The 20,033-nt window shown below is 35.5% G+C and carries 20 protein-coding genes and 1 riboswitch; of the genes, 18 read left to right on the top strand and 2 right to left on the bottom strand.

Annotation, left to right across the window (positions count from 1 at the left end):
• Nucleotides 1-8 precede the first annotated feature (8 nt).
• The 11 genes from ABC346_RS19550 (at nucleotide 9) to ABC346_RS19500 (ending at nucleotide 10,423) form a co-directional block, all read left to right on the top strand.
• Nucleotides 9-473 carry an acyl-CoA thioesterase gene (locus tag ABC346_RS19550; RefSeq protein ID WP_413236450.1) on the top strand — a complete coding sequence of 155 codons (465 nt, stop codon included), beginning with the start codon at nucleotides 9-11 and terminating at the stop codon, nucleotides 471-473.
• Nucleotides 430-1,491, top strand: coding sequence for a phosphotransferase family protein (locus ABC346_RS19545; RefSeq protein ID WP_413236449.1), 1,062 nt, complete (start codon nucleotides 430-432; stop codon nucleotides 1,489-1,491). Before ABC346_RS19550 ends, ABC346_RS19545 begins: the two co-directional genes overlap by 44 nt.
• A gap of 22 nt (nucleotides 1,492-1,513) precedes the next feature.
• Nucleotides 1,514-2,263 carry a 2-phosphosulfolactate phosphatase gene (locus ABC346_RS19540; RefSeq protein WP_413236448.1) on the top strand — a complete coding sequence of 250 codons (750 nt, stop codon included), beginning with the start codon at nucleotides 1,514-1,516 and terminating at the stop codon, nucleotides 2,261-2,263.
• Nucleotides 2,264-2,276: 13 nt separating this feature from the next.
• Nucleotides 2,277-3,086, top strand: coding sequence for an enoyl-CoA hydratase/isomerase family protein (locus ABC346_RS19535; protein ID WP_413236447.1), 810 nt, complete (start codon nucleotides 2,277-2,279; stop codon nucleotides 3,084-3,086).
• Between the two features lie 309 nt (nucleotides 3,087-3,395).
• Nucleotides 3,396-4,259: a branched-chain amino acid ABC transporter permease gene (locus ABC346_RS19530; protein ID WP_413236446.1), complete on the top strand. Its 864-nt coding sequence runs from the start codon at nucleotides 3,396-3,398 to the stop codon at nucleotides 4,257-4,259.
• Nucleotides 4,260-5,246, top strand: coding sequence for a branched-chain amino acid ABC transporter permease (locus tag ABC346_RS19525; protein ID WP_413236445.1), 987 nt, complete (start codon nucleotides 4,260-4,262; stop codon nucleotides 5,244-5,246).
• A gap of 14 nt (nucleotides 5,247-5,260) precedes the next feature.
• Nucleotides 5,261-6,025 carry an ABC transporter ATP-binding protein gene (locus ABC346_RS19520; RefSeq protein ID WP_413236444.1) on the top strand — a complete coding sequence of 255 codons (765 nt, stop codon included), beginning with the start codon at nucleotides 5,261-5,263 and terminating at the stop codon, nucleotides 6,023-6,025.
• Nucleotides 6,018-6,725, top strand: a complete 708-nt coding sequence (locus ABC346_RS19515) for an ABC transporter ATP-binding protein (protein WP_413236443.1) — start codon at nucleotides 6,018-6,020, stop codon at nucleotides 6,723-6,725. The genes ABC346_RS19520 and ABC346_RS19515 overlap by 8 nt, the downstream gene beginning before the upstream one ends.
• A gap of 34 nt (nucleotides 6,726-6,759) precedes the next feature.
• Nucleotides 6,760-7,962, top strand: coding sequence for an ABC transporter substrate-binding protein (locus ABC346_RS19510; RefSeq protein ID WP_413236442.1), 1,203 nt, complete (start codon nucleotides 6,760-6,762; stop codon nucleotides 7,960-7,962).
• 102 nt (nucleotides 7,963-8,064) lie between these two features.
• A complete protein-coding gene (locus tag ABC346_RS19505; protein WP_413236441.1) occupies nucleotides 8,065-9,213 on the top strand; it encodes an acyl-CoA dehydrogenase family protein in 1,149 nt (382 codons plus the stop codon).
• Nucleotides 9,214-9,238: 25 nt separating this feature from the next.
• Nucleotides 9,239-10,423, top strand: a complete 1,185-nt coding sequence (locus tag ABC346_RS19500) for a thiolase family protein (protein ID WP_413236440.1) — start codon at nucleotides 9,239-9,241, stop codon at nucleotides 10,421-10,423.
• A 1-nt stretch (nucleotide 10,424) separates the two neighbouring features.
• On the opposite strand, the gene ABC346_RS19495 is transcribed toward ABC346_RS19500, so the two are convergent.
• A complete protein-coding gene (locus ABC346_RS19495; RefSeq protein ID WP_413236439.1) occupies nucleotides 10,425-10,853 on the bottom strand; it encodes a DUF1801 domain-containing protein in 429 nt (142 codons plus the stop codon).
• A 457-nt stretch (nucleotides 10,854-11,310) separates the two neighbouring features.
• Nucleotides 11,311-11,416: riboswitch (SAM riboswitch) on the top strand.
• Between the two features lie 80 nt (nucleotides 11,417-11,496).
• On the opposite strand from ABC346_RS19495, the gene ABC346_RS19490 reads away from it, so the two are divergent.
• From ABC346_RS19490 to ABC346_RS19475, 4 genes are all read left to right on the top strand, one after another.
• Nucleotides 11,497-12,546, top strand: a complete 1,050-nt coding sequence (locus tag ABC346_RS19490; RefSeq protein ID WP_413236438.1) for a homocysteine S-methyltransferase family protein — start codon at nucleotides 11,497-11,499, stop codon at nucleotides 12,544-12,546.
• 86 nt (nucleotides 12,547-12,632) lie between these two features.
• A complete protein-coding gene (locus ABC346_RS19485) occupies nucleotides 12,633-13,619 on the top strand; it encodes an aliphatic sulfonate ABC transporter substrate-binding protein (RefSeq protein WP_413236437.1) in 987 nt (328 codons plus the stop codon).
• An 11-nt stretch (nucleotides 13,620-13,630) separates the two neighbouring features.
• Entirely contained in the window at nucleotides 13,631-14,461 is an 831-nt protein-coding gene (locus ABC346_RS19480) for an ABC transporter permease (protein ID WP_413236436.1), read from the top strand.
• Between the two features lie 19 nt (nucleotides 14,462-14,480).
• Complete coding sequence (locus ABC346_RS19475) at nucleotides 14,481-15,248, top strand: ABC transporter ATP-binding protein (protein ID WP_413236435.1); 768 nt, start codon at nucleotides 14,481-14,483, stop codon at nucleotides 15,246-15,248.
• A 237-nt stretch (nucleotides 15,249-15,485) separates the two neighbouring features.
• On the opposite strand, the gene ABC346_RS19470 is transcribed toward ABC346_RS19475, so the two are convergent.
• On the bottom strand, nucleotides 15,486-15,710 hold the full coding sequence (locus tag ABC346_RS19470; protein WP_413236434.1) for a hypothetical protein: 225 nt from the start codon (nucleotides 15,708-15,710) through the stop codon (nucleotides 15,486-15,488).
• A 503-nt stretch (nucleotides 15,711-16,213) separates the two neighbouring features.
• On the opposite strand from ABC346_RS19470, the gene ABC346_RS19465 reads away from it, so the two are divergent.
• The 3 genes from ABC346_RS19465 to ABC346_RS19455 are packed head-to-tail and all read left to right on the top strand — an operon-like array spanning nucleotide 16,214 to nucleotide 20,033.
• Nucleotides 16,214-17,767: a spore germination protein gene (locus tag ABC346_RS19465; RefSeq protein WP_413236433.1), complete on the top strand. Its 1,554-nt coding sequence runs from the start codon at nucleotides 16,214-16,216 to the stop codon at nucleotides 17,765-17,767.
• The gene (locus ABC346_RS19460) at nucleotides 17,767-18,879 is read left to right on the top strand and encodes a GerAB/ArcD/ProY family transporter (protein ID WP_413236432.1); all 1,113 of its coding nucleotides are present in this window, start codon (nucleotides 17,767-17,769) and stop codon (nucleotides 18,877-18,879) included. Before ABC346_RS19465 ends, ABC346_RS19460 begins: the two co-directional genes overlap by 1 nt.
• Nucleotides 18,876-20,033: a Ger(x)C family spore germination protein gene (locus ABC346_RS19455; RefSeq protein ID WP_413236431.1), complete on the top strand. Its 1,158-nt coding sequence runs from the start codon at nucleotides 18,876-18,878 to the stop codon at nucleotides 20,031-20,033. The genes ABC346_RS19460 and ABC346_RS19455 overlap by 4 nt, the downstream gene beginning before the upstream one ends.

Below are 20,033 nucleotides of genomic sequence, written 5' to 3'. Positions count from 1 at the left end.
GGGTGTATGTGAACGATGAAATTGAAGTATATGTACGGTTTAGTGAGACCGATATGCTTGGGCACGTTAACAATACGAGCTATTTCTTATATTTTGAAGAGGCTCGAACGAAATTCTTTAAGAAAGTTCATCCGAATCGAGATTCCTCCTTTGGATTTATATTAGCATCCATCAAGTGTGATTTTCTAAAGCAAGCCTACGGTGATGAATCATTAAAAATAAGTACAAATATCTCAAAAATCGGTACAAAGAGCTTTCATATGCAACATATTTTAGTAAATAATCAAGATGAAAAAATTGCCCAAGCAAGTGCTGTAATAGTTTGTTTTAACTATGAAGAACAACAATCGGTAGCTATTCCAGCACAATTGAGAGAAAATCTTGAAGCATGGTTAGCTTCAAAAGTAAGATGTAGCAAGGAGGGTAATAATGCCAGCAGAAACGATTCCAGTACGTCATGGAGAAGCGATTGATCATCTAGCTTTGGAAAAATTTTTAAGAAAAAATATAAAAGATTTACCTAGTGAAGCGATAACGATGAAGCAATTTAGTGCAGGACGTTCTAATCTGACATATTTATTGAGGATGGGGAGGTGGGAAGCAGTATTAAGAAGGCCGCCATTAGGTCCAGTTGCTCCGAAAGCTCATGATATGGGCAGAGAATATACTATCTTAAAGGAAATACATGCTCATTTTTCTCCTGCCCCTAAACCATTAGTATACGGTGATGAAAACGTCATTGGAAGTCCATTTTTTGTCATGGAACGAAAAAAAGGGATTGTATTGGATACAGATTTCCCTGAGGGTATTCAGGTAACAAATGAGTTATGTCGTAGAGTATCAGAAAATATGGTTGATACACTGGTAACGCTTCATCAAATTGATTATAAACAAACGGACTTAGTGAACTTTACAAAACCTGAAGGCTTTTTAGAAAGGCAGGTTCATGGGTGGATAAAGAGGTATGATCGAGCAAAAACAGATGAGATTAACGGAGTGGAACAACTGAAAGCGTGGTTGATAAAACATATTCCATATTCATCAGAAACCACTATTATTCATTATGATTATAAATTAAATAATTTAATGTTTGATGACGATTTTAGTGAAATTGTTGGATTGTTCGATTGGGAAATGACTACAGTAGGCGACCCTTTAGCTGATTTAGGAGTTGCGATGAGTTATTGGACAGAAGCAAATGATTCTCCACTACTGAAAAAAGAATTCGATGGAAAAGAGGTAACTACACATTATTCAGGATTTTTCACTAGAGATGAATGGATTGAATCATATTCCAAGAAAAGCGGAAGAGATGTTTCCAATATCCATTTTTATTTAACATTTGCTTATTTTAAGCTAGCTGTAATTTGCCAACAAATTTATTACCGTTGGTTCCAAGGTCAGACAAACGATCAGCGATTTAAGGATTTAAATGTGTATGTAAAAAACCTTATAATGTATGCACTTGAAAACACGAGTAAAAAAATATAATCCCTTCGAGTGAGGTGTTTAATTGGGAAAAATACATGTTCTCCTCAAGAAAGAGGATTTGAATCGAAAAAAGTTAGAAGGTAAAGTCGTTGTTGTTTTTGATATATTATTAGCTACTTCAACCATTACCGCAGTATTAGAGCATGGTGCAAAAGAAGTTATACCTGTACTTAATGGAGAAGAGGCGAAACGGGTAGCATCGAACGGACCGGAAAATTGTATATTAGTTGGAGAATATCAAGGATTAACGTTAGAAGGATTTCATTCTCCGAGTCCAAAGAGTCTCATTGAACAAGTGAATGAAAAAACGGTGATACTCTCCACAACAAATGGAACTGTTGCGATGAAGAATGCTCATGCTGCAAACGAAGTATATGCTGCCTCATTATTAAATGCGGTTTCTGTGGCAAAAGAAATTTTTCAATATTACGACAATAAAACAATTCTATTAGTATGCTCTGGTTCATCTGGTGAATTTAATATAGAGGATTTCTATGGAGCGGGTTATTTCATTGAATGCATCAAGAAGAATTCGAGTGAGAATTTGGAGTGGGATTTAACTGATGCAGCCATGGCTGCACACCAATTTTATCTTGGGAAAGTTAATCGAGCGGAAGAAGTATTAACAACTTCCCGGGTAGGAAAAAAGTTAAGTGAGATAGGACTTTATCATGATATTTGTTATGTAGCGGAAAAAGATGTCTGCACTGTAGTTCCTTATTTAAAAGATGGTACGTATGTGATTCACAAAAATGTAATTCCAAAAATATAGAGAGGTGATAAAAATGTCTGTAATGAAGTATGAAGATTTAATAGTAGATTTAAAAGAGAACGTTATGTATATAACGTTAAATCGTCCAGATCGATTAAATGCGTTTAGTCCAGAAATGATACTAGGTTTAAAAGAATCTTTAACTGAAGCAAATGCGAATGATCGGGTCAAAGCAATTGTTATTAAAGGGGCAGGAAGAGCATTTAGTGCCGGTGGAGATGTAAAAACAATGGGGACAAAAGATCCTATTCACACTTATGATCATATCGGCAAATTAAATGAACTCATTATTCAAATGAATAATTTAGAAAAGCCAATAATTGCTGCTGTACATGGTTATGCAGCTGGTGCTGGTTTCAACTTAGCATTGGCAAGTGATTTAATCGTGGCTACAGAAGGAAGTAATTTTATTCTTAGTTTTTCTAAAGTCGGTTTAATTTCCGATGGTGGCGGGTTATATTTCCTCCCGAGACTCGTTGGTCCGTATGTAGCAAAAGAGCTATTTTTTAATGCAGAACCAATCTCTGTTGATAAGGCGCACGCTTTAGGAATTGTAAATCAAATCTATTCAAAAGAACAATTCGATGATGAAGTCGAAAAATTTGCTTCTAAGATTGCGTCTGGTCCTAGCTACGCTTATGGATTTATTAAAAAGCTTACCAATCTTTCACTCAACTCTAGTTTGTCAGAAATTCTTGAGCAAGAAAGAATTACACAGGCAACGATGGTCACAACCGAGGATCATGCAGAAGGAGTAAACGCTTTTAAAGAGAAGAGAACTCCGCAATTTGGTAAAAACGAAAGTAAAGAAAGTAGTAGATAAATAATTAGTATAGTGTTAACTGGATTAAAATGTAAACGCTTTAATTAAAGTAACACTGAACTTGTTTCTGAAAATATAGAGGTGCGAGGTGAAAAGTATACCTTAATTGAATTATTGCTTTATCCCATATGTAACAAGGATTCACACTTCAATATCATAATGGTTTAGGCAGTAGAGATGTTATGCAAGCTACCTGTAAATGTCCAAATGACCGATTCTGTGCACTGACATTCATTGGTGGGAGAACGGAAACACCACTGAATGATGTTTTCACTTTATATAAATTTATCGAAAGAAGGGGGAGAATGCATGGAGATATTAATACAGCAGTTATTCAATGGACTAACGATTGGAAGTGTATATAGTTTAGTAGCGTTGGGACTCACCCTAGTTTATGGGATTTTGCATGTACCCAATTTTGCCCATGGAGCTATTTACATGATTGGCGGTTATGTAACGTTAACCATGATGGTTTATGCAGGTTTATCATATTGGCTGGCTATGATTATTTCTGTGCTCGTAGTAGGTACATTAGCATTATTAATGGAGCGTCTCATATTTCATCCTCTAAGAAATTCTATATCCATTAATAGTATGATTGCTGCCATTGGGATGTTGTTATTTTTAGAAGCATTTGCTCAACTGTTCTGGGGACCGGATTATCGCGAAATGCCAACACCTTACAATGAGGTTGTTAACGTATTGGGATTAACACTCACAGTCCAAAGAATCTTAATTGTTGTTGCAGCAATTGCTGTTATGGTATTACTGTACGTTTTTCTTAAGAAAACATTTATAGGTCGAACAATTATTGCATTGTCACAAAATCGAGAAGGAGCATTTTTGGTTGGTATTAATGCAAATAAAGTAGCCATGTTGACGTTCTTTATAGCTGGGGCTCTAGCAGCAATTGCAGCGTCGCTTACATCACCAATCAATCTTGTATTTCCAGGAATGGGTCATCTCGTTATTTTAAAGGCATTCGTCATTATTATTATCGGTGGTATGGGCAGTGTTCCTGGAGCGATTGTAGGAGGTTATATTTTAGGGTTTAGCGAAAGTATTGGGGCAACCTATATCTCGAGCGATTATAAAGATATTATTGCTTTTGTTCTTCTGATTATTATTCTCTCTATTAAGCCAAATGGCATATTTGCAAAGGGGGAACATTAAATGATCAAAAATAATACGCAAAAATATATCGTTATAGGATTGCTTTTAGTTGCTCTTCTCTTCCCTCTGTTCACACAAAATAATTACTATATTCATGTCATGACTCTATCGTTTATATGGATGATTGCCGTGTATGGCTTAAATATTCTGGCAGGATATACCGGTTACCTATCACTTGCTCATGCAGGATTTTTTGCAATAGGAGCATATGCATTAGGGTTACTAACGGTAAAGGCAGAAGTTGGGTTTTGGCTAGCTCTAATTTTAGCCCCTATTATAACAACAATCATTGGGTTTGGTATTGGATTAATTGCATTGCGCACCAAAGAACACTTCTTTGCTATATATACGCTTTGTGTAGGGTATGTCATCTATTTAGTAATTGATAAATGGGATAGTTTGACAGAAGGTGTTCGTGGCCTAATGGGGATACCGTTACCATCTGATATTGGACCAATATCTTTTGAAAGTAACATCGCTCAATATTATTTTATTTTAGTAGTATTGCTTTTCTCTATTTTCGTTATTTATAGAATTGTAAATTCCATAGTTGGAAGAAAGCTAATTGCAATCCGAAATAGTGAACAGCTTGCATTATCGTTAGGTATTTCAACGAAAAAAAATAAACTACTTGCCTTTGTTTTATCTACCTTTTTTGCAGGATTAGCCGGTGCGTTATATGCAAGTTTTATACGGTTTTTAGGTCCGGATATCGGTTCTACAAATATAACCTTTGATTTATTGATGTATCTAATTGTTGGAGGTATTGGTACATTATCTGGTCCGATTATAGGCACACTTCTAGTAGTATGGCTTTCTCAGAACTTACAATTCTTACAAGATTATCGAATGTTAATCTTCGGTCCATTATTAGCACTATTAATCATCTTCTCCCCTCGAGGTATTGTAGGTATGTTCTCTAGCATGAAGCAAAACATCCAACAAAAAAGAGATTTACGGCAAAAACAACTAAAAAAAGAAGCGTAGAAAGGGGTGTATACATGTATATAGAAACAAAGGTATTATCCAAACAGTTTGGGGGATTAAGTGCCGTAAATAATGTTGATTTTTCAATAGATAAAGGGAAAATAAACGCAATTATTGGCCCAAACGGAGCAGGGAAAACAACATTTTTTAACTTAATCAGTGGTGTTCACAAACCTACTTCAGGACAAGTGATGTTTAAAGGCAAAGATATTTCTACATTGCCAGCAAATAAAATCGCTGAATTAGGGGTTGCACGCACTTTCCAAACTACAAATCTATTTGAAAAGTCTACTGTCTTAGAAAATGTTGTCGTTGGTCATAGTTTACGAACCCATTCTAATTTATGGGATGCTATCTTTCGGACAAAACGATTAAAGGAAGAACAAGAGCGATCCAATCAGAAAGCATATGAAGTCATTTCGTTTGTCGGCTTATCAAACGTCGCGGATATCCCTGTTGCGAATCTTTCACAGGAAGAGAAAAAAAGAGTAGCATTCGCACTTGCATTAGCAACAGATCCTGAAATTGTATTTCTAGATGAACCAACAGCTGGTGTTAATCCAGATGAAACCGAAGAATTATCCGCATTAATTAAAAAAATGGCGCAGCAAGGAATTACTATTTGTTTAATTGAACACAAGATGAAAATGATTATGGAGTTAGCCCACAAAATTATGGTATTAAATTATGGTGAAAAAATTGCTGAGGGCACACCGAATGAAATAAATCAAAATGAGGAAGTGATTCGTGCTTATCTAGGAGGGAGTGCAAGTGCTTGAGCTAAATAAAGTTACGGTGAAATATGGTAATTATGCTGCTGTAAACAATATTAATATTCAAGTGAATCAGGGAGAGATTGCTGTATTACTAGGAGCTAATGGGGCTGGGAAAAGTACAGTATTTCGTACGATAAGTGGATTAAACAAACCAGCTTCTGGAGAGATAAAATTTGAAGGAATGGCATTGAAGGGAAAATCCCCAGATAAAATTGTGCAAGCAGGAATTGTACAATGTGCGGAGGATCGAAAGTTATTTCCTCGAATGACAGTACACGACAACTTGATAATGGGTGCCTATATTCATAGAAAAACTAAAAGTAGAATTAAACAGACCATAAAGGAAGTATATGAGTTGTTTCCAATATTATATGAGAAACGCCATAGTATGGCTGGGTCACTGAGTGGAGGACAACAACAGATGGTGGCCATTGGAAGAGCACTTATGGCAAAACCAAAGTTAATGTTGTTAGATGAACCTTCCATAGGATTAGCACCATTAATTGTGGAGCAAATGTTTGATAGTATAAAGCGGATTAATCAGGAAGGAACTACCATTCTATTGGCTGAACAGAATGCAAATGCCGCTTTAAACATCGCCAATAAGGGATATGTCTTTGAAAACGGTGGGATTGTGGTAGAAGGATTAAAGGAAGAGCTACTTTCGAACGAAGAGGTTAGAAAGGCTTATATAGGGGCCTAACCTCATTTTGTTTAAAAAAATAGGAGGAATTAGAATGAGAATAAACAAAATTTTCTTGAGTTTGATTTCCTTATTGGTTATTGGCATTTTAGCGGGTTGCATTGATGGTAGTTCAAACACAAATAATAATGATACGGACTCTAGTACGAATGCGGAGACAAAGGAGAAAGTTGTTAACATTGGATATACCGGTCCTTTAAGTGGTTCTGCTGCTTTATATGGAGCAAATACTTTAAATGGTTTAGAGATGGCTGCAGAAGAAATTAATGAAGAAGGATTTGAGGTTAATGGTGAAACATATAAGTTAAATATTGTTTCTCTTGATGATAAGTATCTACCAAATGAGTCAGCTTCTAATGCAAAACGATTAGTACAAGAAAATGCTACACCAATTATTTATGCTCCACATAGTGGGGGGATTGCAGCGCTACAAGTGTTTAATGAACAAGAAAACTTTATTATTGGGGCTTACTCAAGTGAACCTGCGATTACGGAACAAGGGAATGAATTAACCGTAAGAATTCCGCCTAGTTATCATGGATATGTCGAGCCTTTTACGAAATATTCGATGGAACGATTTGGAGGAAAATTGGCTGCTATTCCTCCAGTAACACAATATGGTCAAGATTGGGCTGATGAATTACTTCCATATTGGGAGGAACAAGGAGGAGAGGTAGTACATGAGGCATCGGTAGATTTTGCAAAAGAAACGGATTTTTATACATTATTAACCAACGCCCTAGAGTCAGATCCTGATGTAATCTTCCTTGGCGGGCCTTCAGAACCAACAGCAAATGTAATGACCCAAGCAAGGCAGCTTGGCTTTGAAGGTGGATTTATTATTATGGACCAAGCAAAATTAGATGAAATGAAACGGATTACAGAAACATATGAAGTCCTAGAAGGTGCAATTGGGACCATGCCATTGGTAGAAGCGGATTATCCTGGAGTCCCTGCATTTGTCGAAAAATATACAGAAGAGCACGGAATTGAACCAGGGTCAGAAGCTGGTTTCCATTATGTGAGTTTGTATATTTTTGTAGAAGCAATGAAAGCAGCAGGCAATGTAGAGGATGCGACTGTAATTCGAGAGCATATACAGGCTGGGTTAGATTCGCTACCTGAAGATAAACATGTATATGTAATTCCAAGTATCGATGAAAATGGAGGATTTGAAATTCTTACTAGAGTCAGTGCAGTAGAAGATGGCGAAATCGTAGGAATTCCAATTGATTAAAGTATCCTAATCATTTTTTATACAGCAAAAAAGCAACTTGGCATTTTTATTGCCAAGTTTGCTTTCTATTTCCAACAAAAGATGAGAAGGAGGTATATTGATATGAATTTTGAATTAGATGAAGTCATTCAATCTATAAAAGAAAACGTTCGCAACTTTATTCAAACAGAGGTAGAGCAGGTCGCTGATGATATTGAGCGAAACAATAAAATACCCGAACGAATAATTGAATTATCAAAGACAATGGGGCTTTTTGGTTTAAGTATACCCGAACAATACGGTGGATTAGGTATTGGAATGGTAGGAAAATGTGCATTATACGAAGAAATTGGAGCGACGCATAATGGATATACAACACTAATCGGAGCTCATACTGGAATTGGTACTGTTGGAATAGTAGAGATGGGAAATGAAGAACAAAAGCAAAAATACTTACCTCCTATGGCAAGTGGAGAAAAAATTGGTGCATTTGCTTTAACAGAACCGGAAGCAGGATCGAACGCAAGTGCTCTAAAAACTACTGCTGTTAGAAAAGGAGATAAATATATACTAAATGGAACAAAACATTATATTACCAATGCCACAGAGGCAGAAGTATTTACTGTAATGGCAGTTACTGATCCAACGAGAGGAGCAAAAGGCGTCTCTTCTTTTATTGTAGAAAAGAGTGCTTCGGGATTTCATATAGGTGCGATTGAAGAAAAAATGGGACTTAAAGGTTCTCACTCGGCGGAAATAATTTTAGAAGATTGTGAAGTGCCCATAGAGAATTTACTTGGTCAAGAAGGACAGGGGTATGTGAATGCCTTAAAAATTTTAACGAATGGCCGTGCTGGTTTAGCAGCTCGGAATTTAGGTTCAAGCCAGAAACTATTAGATATGTCGACTACTTATGCAATAGAAAGAGAACAATTCGGTAAGTCAATTATTGAACACCAAGCAGTTGCACACATGTTAGCAGAGATGGCTGTAGAGATAGAAGCATTACGTGCTTTAACTTATAAAGTGGCATGGATGGTTGACAATGGAGAAAATGTCATTAAAGAAGCAGCGATGTTAAAACTGTATGGTTCAGAAGTATATAACCGAGTAGCGGATAAGGCAGTCCAAGTGCACGGAGGGATCGGTTATATATCTGATTTTCCTGTGGAGCGATTCTATAGAGATGCGCGCATTACGCGGATTTATGAAGGAACATCGGAAATTCAGAAGAATATTATTGCTGGACAATTAAAAAAACATTATAGCTAAGGATAAGTTGTAGGGAGGTATAGGTATGGAAGATTCGATCGTTATTGTCAGTGCAACTAGAACACCAATTGGAGCATATGGGAAATCATTGAAAAACGTATCTTCTGGTTATCTAGCAAGCCATGTAATCAAAGAATCGTTGCAAAGAATAAATATTCCAGCTGATCACATAGATGAAGTTATTTTAGGTGAAGTAAGACAAACGACGGAAGCATCGAATATTGCTAGAGTGGCAGCACTTAGAGCTGGTCTCCCCAAACAAGTGACTGCTTTTACAGTAAATAGATTATGTGCTTCTGGCATTCAGGCGGTTACATCTGGAGTGCAACAAATCCTTAGTAATCAAGCTGATATTGTCATAGCTGGTGGAACAGAGAGTATGAGTCGTTCACCAATATACTTACGAAACACGAGATTTGGAGGAGATCAAACAACTATCGTCGATTCAAATTTAGAAGCAGGACAACAACCTCAAGAAATCTATGGTAAGAATTTATCTATGGGTATTACAGCTGAGAATGTTGCTAGGAAATACGTTATATCTAGAGAAGATCAAGATACATTTGCAATAGAAAGTCAGCAAAGAGCAAAAAAAGCTATAGAGACTGGACGTTTCAAAGAAGAGATAGCTCCTATCCAAGTTGTGGAGAAAAAGCAGACATCTGTATTTGCAGTAGATGAATATCCTCGATTTGATACATCTTTAGAGAAATTAGCAAAGCTAAATCCGGTATTTGAAGCAGGTGGAACGGTGACTGCAGGTAATGCTTGCGGAAGAAATGATGGTGCTTCGGCTGTAATTATCATGAAAGAATCTCGTGCCAATCAACTTGGTTTGCAACCACTCGCTAGAATCAAAGACTGGAGTACAGCAGGTGTTTCTCCTAAAGTTATGGGGATTGGTCCAGTACCGGCAGTTAAACAACTTCTTAAACGAACGAAGAAAACATTACAAGACATAGATTTAATCGAATTGAATGAAGCTTTTGCTTCTCAATCTATCGCTGTCATCCGCGAACTAGGTTTGGATCATGAAAAAGTAAATGTCAATGGAGGGGCAATTGCGTTAGGTCATCCGGTCGGTGCTACAGGAACACGAATTATAACAACATTAATCTATGAATTAATGAAAAGAAAACAGCAATATGGCATAGCTACTTTATGTGCTGGTGGCGGACAAGGGATGGCACTATTAATCGAACAGTGCTAAGTTATTTTTCAGTAACAGGATATGTTGAATTGATATGGCTGAGTGATTGTTTAATTAATCGACGTAAAACATCAAGATTAATATCGCTGAGTTTGTTAATATAAACACATGATTTGCCGGTAGTATATTTACCTAAAGCTGTCATTAATTCACTATCTTGAACAATATCTGTTGCAAGATAGAGACTAATTTTTGATTTTCTGGGAGAGTATCCTACCATTAAAAATTCTCCGGAGTGGCCGGAAGCGTATTTATATTTGTATTTTCCAAAACCAATAATACTTGTTCCCCACATCTTTGCTTGATACTCAGTCGAATCGGTAAATATATCTAATAGTTTATAAGCATCTTCTTTTTTTTGAAGATGATCCACACTTTCGATGAATTGAATAACACTGTCTTCTGTTTCTTTTGTTTTTAACTCATACATTTTTAGCACTCCTAAGTATAAAGGTTAATTATAGTATAACAAATGAAATAAGTTATTTTTATGAAATATGGATATTGTGCTGTTTTTATTTCCAATGCCGATGACTCGCTTATTTAGAAGACACTGCTCTAACATACTAGGAAGAGAAAACCCTTTTCCTAGTGTGCTCTATTTACTAAAATTCCTGTAAATCGCTTATGATTTGGTAATAAACATATTCTATGCACTAATAATTCTTGATTTTCTTTCGTATTTGCCATATATTAAGCTAGGTTATTCTGAGCAGGAGTCACCGTCTTCCATTTCAATCAAGTCCAACTCATTGCTATTGTTGAAACATTAGACAAAATAATTCTTTAAAAAATAATAAATGAATAATTTAAATTTCCTATTGATTATTTTATGGTTATCATTTAAGATGTTAAAAAGTTAATTTTTAAAAAATTTAATAAAGTTAGACTTATCAAGAGAGACGGAGGGATTGGCCCGATGAAGTCTCAGCAACCAGCCTTACATGGGTATGGTGCTAATTCCAATAGGCTTACATGCCTTAAAGATAAGAAGAACAATGTATGCTTACCTTTCTTCTTACTTTTAGAAGAGGGGTTTTTTGTTTGTAAAAATAATTGAGGAGGAGATTTTAATGAAACGTAGTTTAAAAAGACGTTTGCAAGAAGGTACCGTAATAGCAGGGGAAGGGTATTTATTTGAATTAGAGAGGAGAGGGTATCTACAGGCAGGTTCATTTGTACCTGAAGTTGCCCTTGCGAACCCGGATGCGTTAAAACAAACATATCGTGATTTTATGAATGCTGGCTCTGATGTTGTTTTAGCATTTACATATAATGCACATCGAGAAAAAATGCGCATTATCGGAAAGGAAGATCTATTAGAACCTTTGAATAGAAGTGCTATTCGTTTAGCAAAAGAAGTAGCGAAAGAGCATCCTGTGGAGGAGGCATTAGTGGCAGGAAATATTTCTAATACAAATATCTTTGACCCTGATGATGAATCGAGCAAAAATCAAGTAAGAGAGATGTTCGCTGAAATGGCTCAGTGGAGTAAAGAGGAAGACGTTGATTTTATTAATGGAGAAACATTTTATTATCATGAAGAAGCAGAAATCGCGTTGGAAGAAATATTGAAAAAAGACTTGCCAGCAGTCATTACACTGGGATTAATGGGAGAAAATATTTTAAGAGATGGCTACACGGTAGAGGAGTCTTGTAAGATTCTATCAGAAAAAGGAGCACTTGTAGTTGGAATGAACTGTTTCCGAGGTCCAGACACGATGCAACCTTATATAGCCAAGATTAGAAATCATGTAACCGGTTATGTAGGAGCTTTGCCCATTCCATATCGTACATCAAATGAGCATCCGACATTTTTTAATTTACCAGATGGTGGTTGCAGTTGCCATTTGCCTACGGAAACAACTTTTCCTACTGCTTTAGATCCGCTTTACCATAACCGTTATGAACTAGCTGAGTGGGCAAAAGAAGCAAAAGGGATTGGTGTCAATTATATTGGATTATGTTGTGGAGCATCTCCAGCAATGCTTAGAGCTGTTTCAGAGGCGGTTGGTAAGGAGACCATTAACTCTCCTTATTCTCCTGATATGGAGAAGCATTTCTTATTTGGGAAAGATAAAACATTAAAAGAGCATAATGTAGGCTATCGATTTAAGGCATAGTAAATCTCCTATTCTATTTATTTTGTTAGCAGCTTTAGTATAAAACCAAGTAGTTTTATTTAAATAATGAAAAGGAGGAGAAATTAATGAAAAGGAAGTTAATGAGTGTAGCTCTAATTATATTAATAATTAGTGTATTAGCAGCATGTGGATCAGATTCAAGTTCTGCAGAAGGAAAGCCTGATAAGATCCGCTTAGATTATGCCTATTATTCACCAACAAGCCTTGTTTTAAAAGAACAAGGATGGTTAGAAGAAGCTTTAGAAAATGAAGGAATAGGTGTGGAGTGGGTTCTAAGTCAGGGTAGTAATAAGGCTTTAGAATTTTTAACAAGTGATAGCATTGATTTTGGTTCATCGGCAGGATCTGCGGCACTTGTTTCGAAATCCAAGGGTTCTCCAATTCAAAATATATATATTTATTCTCAACCAGAGTGGACAGCGTTGGTTGCTAATAATGAGTCGGGGATACAATCTGTAGAAGAATTAAAAGGAAAAAAAGTCGCTGCCACGTTAGGAACGGATCCATATATTTTTCTACTAAGAGCTTTAAATGAAGCTGGATTATCAGCAAATGACTTAGAAATTGTAAATTTACAACATGGAGACGGTGCGGTTGCTTTGTCGAAAGGTTCTGTTGATGCATGGGCGGGGTTAGATCCACATATGGCTAGAGCAGAATTAGAATCTGATGCAAACTTATTTTATCGAAATAAAGAATTTAACACCTATGGTTTTTTAAATGTAAGAAAGGATTTTGCAGAAGAGTATCCAGATTATGTTGATGTTGTGATTGGTGCGTATGAAAAAGCAAGAGAGTGGACAATAGATAATCCGGAAGAAGCGGCAAAGATTTTATCTGAAGAAGCAGAGATGTCACTAGATGTAGCGAAACAAACTTTAGAGAGGAATGATTTTTCCAATCCTATTCCTGGAGATGAGCATCGAGATACGTTAAGAAATTCAGCAGAGGTGCTTCTAGAGGGAGAAGTTATTGAAGCTAGCACGGACATTGAGAAGGTTGTAAATGAACTTGTTCAACCATCATTTATAGAAGGGCTAAATAATGATTAGGGGTGGTTGTCTTGTCTAAGGCGTCTGAAGAAGTTATTAATTGGGATATAAATAAGTCTAAAAAAAAGAAATCATTTTCGTCATATAAAGTAATTTGGATGGGAAGTATTATCCCTATTTTGCTTTTAATTGTCTGGGAAGTATTAAGTAGATTTGGTTACTTTCCTGCGTATTTATTACCTGCACCAACGACAGTTGTAGGTACGATAATTAATCTTGCTGAAGATGGATCCTTATGGGGACATATAGGTATTACTTTATATAGAGTATTTGCTGGATTTTTCTTGGGTACTGTTGCCGCACTAATACTCGGTGGACTAGTAGGTTTGTATAGAAACGCAGAAATGTTATTTGATCCATTAATTCAAGCATTTCGAGCGATTCCTTCTTTAGCTTGGGTTCCGTTATTTATTCTGTGGATGGGAATTGGAGAGGTTTCCAAAATTACTATGATTAGTGTTGGTGTCTTCTTTCCAGTGTATTTAAATATCATAAGTGGAATTACAAGTGTTGATCGAAAGCTGATTGAAGTTGGGAAAATGAATCGATTGTCTACCTTTCAACTTGTACGAAGAATTATACTACCTGCATCACTACCTTCTTTTCTAACAGGTCTACGTAGCGGATTAGGGCTTGGATGGATGTTTGTTGTAGCCGCTGAATTAATGGGTGCAAGTCAAGGTTTAGGTTATTTATTGATTGCAGGTCAAAACACACTATCTCCTGAAACGATTTTAGCTAGTATATTATTATTCGCATTTATTGGAAAAGGTACAGACTGGATACTGAAAAAACTAGAAAATAGAACGCTACACTGGCAAGATCGAATTGTAAAGTCCTAAAAATAAAGGAGGATGAATCGTGAGTTTGGAACTAAAAGAAGTAAGTCGATCTTTTGATGGTACCCCTGCAATAAATAATATATCGTTTCGTACAAAATCAGGAGAAATTGTAGGATTACTCGGAACAAGTGGCTGCGGGAAAAGTACCATTTTACGTTCAATTGCTGGCTTGGATACAGGGTATCATGGAGAAATTACTATTAACCAAAAACGAACAAAAGGAATACAGGATTCGATAGGATATATATTTCAAGAGCCGAGGTTATTACCATGGTTGAATGTTACTGAAAATGTAACATTTGGGTTAAAAGGGAAAAAAATAAATAAAAATCAGCAAGGTTTATCTTACTTGGAAAGCGTTGGGCTATCTCAAAAGGAGAACCTTTATCCAAAGCAGCTTTCAGGAGGCATGGCTCAACGAGTCGCAATTGCTCGGGCTCTAGTTACTTCTCCGGAGATTCTATTATTAGATGAACCTTTTAGTGCATTAGACGCTTTTACGAAAATGCAATTACAAGATTTATTATTGTCTATATGGAGGAAGTATCAAACAACCATGGTGCTTGTGACACATGATATTGATGAAGCTCTATATCTATGTGATAGGATTCTTATTTTACGTGGGCAGCCTGGAACGCTGTCTGCGGAAATTGTATTAGAACAATCGAAACCTAGATTAAGAGGTAGTCAGGAGATGGCAACGGTTAAGGCAGAAATTTTGGGGATTCTTCAAATTGAAAGAGAAGAACAAAAAGAGAGTACACAAAAAATAAGATATACGATGTAAGGTAGTGACGAACTAGAATAATGAAAAGATTAATACGCGACCTACGGGGGGGAGTCAGTTTACTTGTTACTTGTTTTTTCCTCCCGTAGAGATTACGTCTGTTTTCAACAATACTTTTGTTCTGATCAATGCACCAAACTACATGTGAATACTTTTGTTCTGATCGATGCACCAAACTACATGTGATAACTTTACTACGTCCATTATCATTCCTCTTGTATATCTTATTGTTTTGTCTTAGTTCTTTAATGATTCTTCTACTTCGTATCTCCCTGCCTCTATATCAGATTGCAATGAAAATAAATAATTTTTCAATTCTAAATCCTGGATACTGTCCAGTTCACTCCATTTAAAATTAAATGGCTCCTCATCGATAAGCATGGCAAGCCAGATATCCCCGTTACTTCGGTAAGTAGCAATTAATTTATACTTCGAAGTGAAGGGAGGAATCTTAAATGACATTCCTCATCATTCCTCGCTAATTAAGTTGTATATCTAATTTATTATCGGGTAATTATCTCAGGATATAAACTAGATTGAATAAAATAATTAGGTATTTACGCCTAATTATTTGTTTGGAATGATTCTATTATAACGAATTTCTTACATAGGCCCCATTGAATGAGAATTTCTATTATTAAAGTTATTATGCAATGACAAGTCAGTTATGAAATAAAGGGCATACCGATTTTGGTCATTTGGTACAAGGTACTTTTGCCACAGCAAGATTAGACATTAGAATGTTAGCCATCCTCAAATTGATAAGATTCAATCGCAACCTGCCTAGTGAACCAGTATTAACTAACTTTAAGAAAGAATAAGCCACTAAAAGATGTTTCCCTTAATTTTTTTACATATGTATTATCTTAAACTACAAAACGAAGTTATAAATTCATTCCAATCTAGAGAATAATTAACTGGTTCTGTGGAATGGTAAAAAAAACTGTATCCTTGGAGGTATCGCGTTGAGAAGATCAATATTATCTAAATTAAAGAATATTCAATCAGATAACAAACGTGCTACTTCTATACAGGTATCTTCAAACACAAAATTATCGTTATCAAGTAAGGTAAGTACTAATCTTCAAAATATAAAAGATACGATAGGTAACCCAGAAGATTTAAATTTACGTAATATTAAAATCGGTAAGATGAAGACTATCTGTGGGATTGCCTATATTGCAGGAATAACCGATGAAATCCGTATTAATAATAGTATTATTCAAAACCTTCAACAAAATTTAAAAGATATTGACGTCGATCTCATAGAGAATATTAAGTTAGAGGTAATATCAATTACTTCTATTGAAGAATCTGAGAATATGGATAAGATTATTGATTATGTTTTAGACGGACAGACTGTATTTTTTATTGATGGTGAAAAGAAGGCTTTAATCATTGGTTCTACCGGTGGTAAAGAACGTACCGTGGAGCAGCCTCAATCTGAAACATTAATTCACGGACCACGAGATGGTTTTATAGAAAATTTAGAGGTAAATTTGTCTTTAATTCGAAAAGATATAAGAGATCCGAAATTACGATTTAAAAGTTTTGAGATTGGATCTAGATCAAAACAAAAGGTAGTACTTTGTTATATAGAAGATATCATTAATCCGAATATTTTAGAAGAAGTAACACGAAGACTGCAATCTATCGATACGGAATATGTAACGGATTCTGCACAAATTGAACAATGGATTGAGGATAGTTCGCTATCTCCATTTCCTCAAATGATAAGTTCAGAACGTCCAGACAAAGCGTCATTTGAAATGTTACATGGAAAATTTGTGATTTTGGTAGATGGTACGCCTTTTTCTATTATCGGACCAATTGTTTTAAATGATATTGTGAAATCAATGGAAGATTATAATCAACGTTGGATAACGGCTTCTTTGATACGTAGTTTGCGATTTATTGCATGTATTATTGCTTTATTTTTACCAGCGATCTATATTGCTTTAGTATCCTTTCACCCTGGGATGCTGCCTACATCCTTAGTTTTTTCTATAGCAGCTAGTAGAGAGGGGATGCCTTTTAGTGCAGCTGTTGAAGTGTTGTTAATGGCAATGGTATTTGAGATGCTTCAAGAGGCTGCTATACGACTTCCAAGAGTAATTGGTCAAACCATCAGTATTGTTGGAGGTTTAGTAATTGGGGAATCCGCTGTAAATGCTGGGATTGCCAGTCCAATAATTGTTATTGTGACAGCATTAACAGCTATCGCAAGCTTTTGTGTTCCATATTATAGTGTAGCAATTAGTTTTCGCGCTATTCGTTTTGGAGTTATGTTAGCCTCTGCATTACTTGGATTATATGGACTGATTTTATCGTTAATTATAATGGTGATTCATATAACTAACCTCAAAAGTTTTGGGGTGCCGTACAGTATACCGCTTATGCCAATGGTGAAGAGAGATATGTCAGATATTATTATTCGTGCACCAATTACTATTTTATCGAAGCGGGAGAACTTTTTGCAGAATAATTTAAAACAACCTAAAAAAGGTCGGAAAAGTTAATGAAAACAGTGAACTATACGGATGGAAGAATTTCAAATAGAGCAATTGGTTTTTCGGTTCCAAGTATGGCTGTGGCAGTTGGTATCCTGACATATCCACGTTTATTAGCGAGTAAGACAGAGGCGGCTGATGGATGGGTAACGTTGCTTGTTGCAGGAATCATTTCAATTATGGTTACATGGGCGATTGCTAATATAGCTTCTAAATTTCCTAATCAGTCATTTTTAGATTATGCATCTTTTTTGTTAAGTCGACCTGTTGCAGTTGCTTTTTCGCTTTTTTTTATAATTGTTTGTTGGTTTATTGTAGGGTATGAACTAGCGTTTATTGCAGATATATCACAACACTATCTTTTTGATCGAACCCCATCAGAATTTGTTATATTAACTTTCTTATTAGTTATTGTCTATGCAGTTTCTGGTGATAGAAATGCAATGTTTCGTATGTGTTTTGGATTTATGTCCCTTTCAATCATAGCTACGGTTGTATTGGTATTTATGGCACTACCATTTGGTGATTTCAATCATCTACTACCGATTTTTACTACGGATTGGAAGACATATATCAAAGAACTTCCAAATGGCATCTTATCATATACGGGAGCTTTTATTTTATTATTCTATATGAAATTAAATAGAGATCCTAAAAATGGTCCCAAAAGCGCAGCTGCAGGAATGTTAATTGTAGTAATACTGTATGTTGCAATTTATTTAACTTGTATAGCTGTGTTAGGAAATGTTACGACTGCGAATACAATCTATCCATTAGTGGAACTCGCCAATACAATTCATTCGGCAGGTCTTCTAGATCGGATTGAATCTTTATATTTTATCATATGGAACACTACGATATTCCTCACGTGTATCCTCGCATATGATGTTAGTGTCATGATAATAACAGATTTATTCCCTAAGGTTAATAAAAAATATGTGGCGTTTGGAATATCCCCTATTATATTATTGTTATCCATACTACCAGCTAATTATTATGAACTTGGTTTATACGCAACAATTATAAGTTATTCATCCGTTATCGTGACAATAGTAACTATATTGTTCTTATATATTATGTATCTTTTCAAACGTAAGAAAAAACAGGTGATAAAACAATGAAAAAGTTATTGATCAGCATAGTAATTACTTCTTTTCTTTTTTTAACAGGATGTTGGGATAGTTTGGAATTAGAGGAGCGAGCGTTTTTATCTGGAATTGCAATCGACCTTCCTCATGATAATACAAATCAAACCTTAAGTGTGACTGAACAAATTGTGGTTCCAAATGGACTAATTACATTGCCTGCTGCTTCTAGCGGTACTGGAAAAGGTTATCGAAATATTGTGGAGGAAGGAAGAACAATTTATGAAGTAGGAGATGCAATAGAAAAACAAGAGGATAGAAAATTAGATGGAAGCCATATAGAGATTGTGGTAATTTCTGATGAAGTTGTGAAAGAAGAATATCAATTAGCTGATGTTGTAGATGTATTTATGCGTGAAAAACGGATGAATAGAGAAGTTATACTTTCTATAGCAGAGGGATCTGCTGGGGAATTATTGTACATTGAACCACAGGATGTAAAATTGCCCTCTCAATATTTAACACAACTCATTATAGGAAATTACCGTGCAGTTGGAGGAGATCCACAACGATTTGGAAATATGCAACAATACTTTATTAATAAACGTAGTTTTACGTTACCTTTATTAACTACAGTAGGATCTTCTACCGGTATTGATTTAACTGGGCTTGCTGTTTTTAGTGGCGATAATTCAAAAATGGTTGGAACGTTAAAAGATGACAATTTAGAAGGTTATATGATTATACAACCTATGTATAATGGTTCAGTAACAGCCAAATTTGATGATACCTTTGCAACTTTTCATATTCCAGATGGAATAACAAAGATAAAATTAAAAAATAAAGATCCTAAAAATCTTCATTTTGAATTTGAAACTTTTTTAGATGCTGAGTTAGTGGAAACCTTTTATTCGGAAGATTTTTTTGCACTTAAAAACATGAAAAAATTAGAGAGTTCTTTAGAAACAAGAGTAAAGAGTTTAATTACAGGAACAATAGAGAAAGTTAGAGATGAATACGAAACAGATATTCTAGGTCTTGCCGAACATCTGAAAACCAAAGAGCCGAAGATTTGGAAACAAGTTAAAGATGATTGGGACTACGGAGAAAATTATTTCAAGGATGTGGAAATTACGTTATCCGTAAATATTGATATTAGAGAACCAGGAAATTCAGTGGATACAGATTAA

This window comes from Oceanobacillus phoenicis (assembly GCF_047238145.1).
GTDB lineage: Bacteria > Bacillota > Bacilli > Bacillales > Amphibacillaceae > Oceanobacillus.
The sequence above is the reverse complement of the archived record's forward strand: the minus strand, read 5'-3'. Positions and strand labels throughout refer to the sequence as shown.

What these genes read in the sequence shown, in the direction of transcription:
- ABC346_RS19545 (WP_413236449.1), top strand. Translation starts at nt 430, where the DNA reads ATGCCAGCAGAAACGATTCCAGTACGTCATGGAGAAGCGATTGATCAT.
- ABC346_RS19535 (WP_413236447.1), top strand. Translation starts at nt 2,277, where the DNA reads ATGTCTGTAATGAAGTATGAAGATTTAATAGTAGATTTAAAAGAGAAC.
- ABC346_RS19530 (WP_413236446.1), top strand. Translation starts at nt 3,396, where the DNA reads ATGGAGATATTAATACAGCAGTTATTCAATGGACTAACGATTGGAAGT.
- ABC346_RS19525 (WP_413236445.1), top strand. Translation starts at nt 4,260, where the DNA reads ATGATCAAAAATAATACGCAAAAATATATCGTTATAGGATTGCTTTTA.
- ABC346_RS19520 (WP_413236444.1), top strand. Translation starts at nt 5,261, where the DNA reads ATGTATATAGAAACAAAGGTATTATCCAAACAGTTTGGGGGATTAAGT.
- ABC346_RS19510 (WP_413236442.1), top strand. Translation starts at nt 6,760, where the DNA reads ATGAGAATAAACAAAATTTTCTTGAGTTTGATTTCCTTATTGGTTATT.
- ABC346_RS19505 (WP_413236441.1), top strand. Translation starts at nt 8,065, where the DNA reads ATGAATTTTGAATTAGATGAAGTCATTCAATCTATAAAAGAAAACGTT.
- ABC346_RS19500 (WP_413236440.1), top strand. Translation starts at nt 9,239, where the DNA reads ATGGAAGATTCGATCGTTATTGTCAGTGCAACTAGAACACCAATTGGA.
- ABC346_RS19495 (WP_413236439.1), bottom strand. Translation starts at nt 10,853, where the DNA reads ATGTATGAGTTAAAAACAAAAGAAACAGAAGACAGTGTTATTCAATTC.
- ABC346_RS19490 (WP_413236438.1), top strand. Translation starts at nt 11,497, where the DNA reads ATGAAACGTAGTTTAAAAAGACGTTTGCAAGAAGGTACCGTAATAGCA.
- ABC346_RS19485 (WP_413236437.1), top strand. Translation starts at nt 12,633, where the DNA reads ATGAAAAGGAAGTTAATGAGTGTAGCTCTAATTATATTAATAATTAGT.
- ABC346_RS19470 (WP_413236434.1), bottom strand. Translation starts at nt 15,710, where the DNA reads ATGTCATTTAAGATTCCTCCCTTCACTTCGAAGTATAAATTAATTGCT.
- ABC346_RS19460 (WP_413236432.1), top strand. Translation starts at nt 17,767, where the DNA reads ATGAAAACAGTGAACTATACGGATGGAAGAATTTCAAATAGAGCAATT.
- ABC346_RS19455 (WP_413236431.1), top strand. Translation starts at nt 18,876, where the DNA reads ATGAAAAAGTTATTGATCAGCATAGTAATTACTTCTTTTCTTTTTTTA.